A 524-nucleotide genomic window follows, 5' to 3' on the forward strand; every position below is an offset into this window, starting at 1 on the left:
CCGGCACCCACCGAGCACCCGGACAGGGCGCCGACGCCCAACACCAGCGCGGCCGCCGCCGGAACCAACCTCTTGGTACGAGAAAACATGATCTACCCTTCAACTGAAGTTTTCCTGGCCGCCGTGATCGATGCGGCGGCACCAGGGCCGATGCTGCCCAAGCAAGCTGTCGCACCGGCAACCGGGGCCTGAACCGCAGGTTAACGCCTGGCAACCCCCGGCGCGGGTGCCGCCAATTATCGCGCAAATCCCGCTGCCTGTGAGATGCGTCTCGGTCAGCCTCCAGCTCCCGGGAACCTGCCTCACCACGCTCCAGCTCTTGCCACGTCCCGGGCAACGGTGTGAGGATCGAAGCAGAGGACAGGCTCAAGGCAACACCGGGCCCGGGGTTGGTCCCGCGCCAGAAGGGGCAGGATCATGTCAGAGGCACCAGTGATCATCATCGGCGGCGGTTTGGCCGGCGCCACCGCGGCCAGCGAGCTGCGCGAACGCGGCTACGGCGGGGCGGTGACCCTGATCGCCGG

At 67.9% G+C, this 524-nt stretch carries 1 protein-coding gene; it reads left to right on the plus strand.

Features of this window, described 5'->3' with window-relative positions; genetic code table 11:
- On the plus strand, positions 1-192 hold a 192-nt coding region (locus tag JCM19049_RS17295; protein ID WP_279403530.1), incomplete at its 5' end, for a hypothetical protein.
- Positions 193-524: the final 332 nt, after the last annotated feature.

It is taken from the genome of Arthrobacter sp. JCM 19049, from assembly GCF_001310435.1.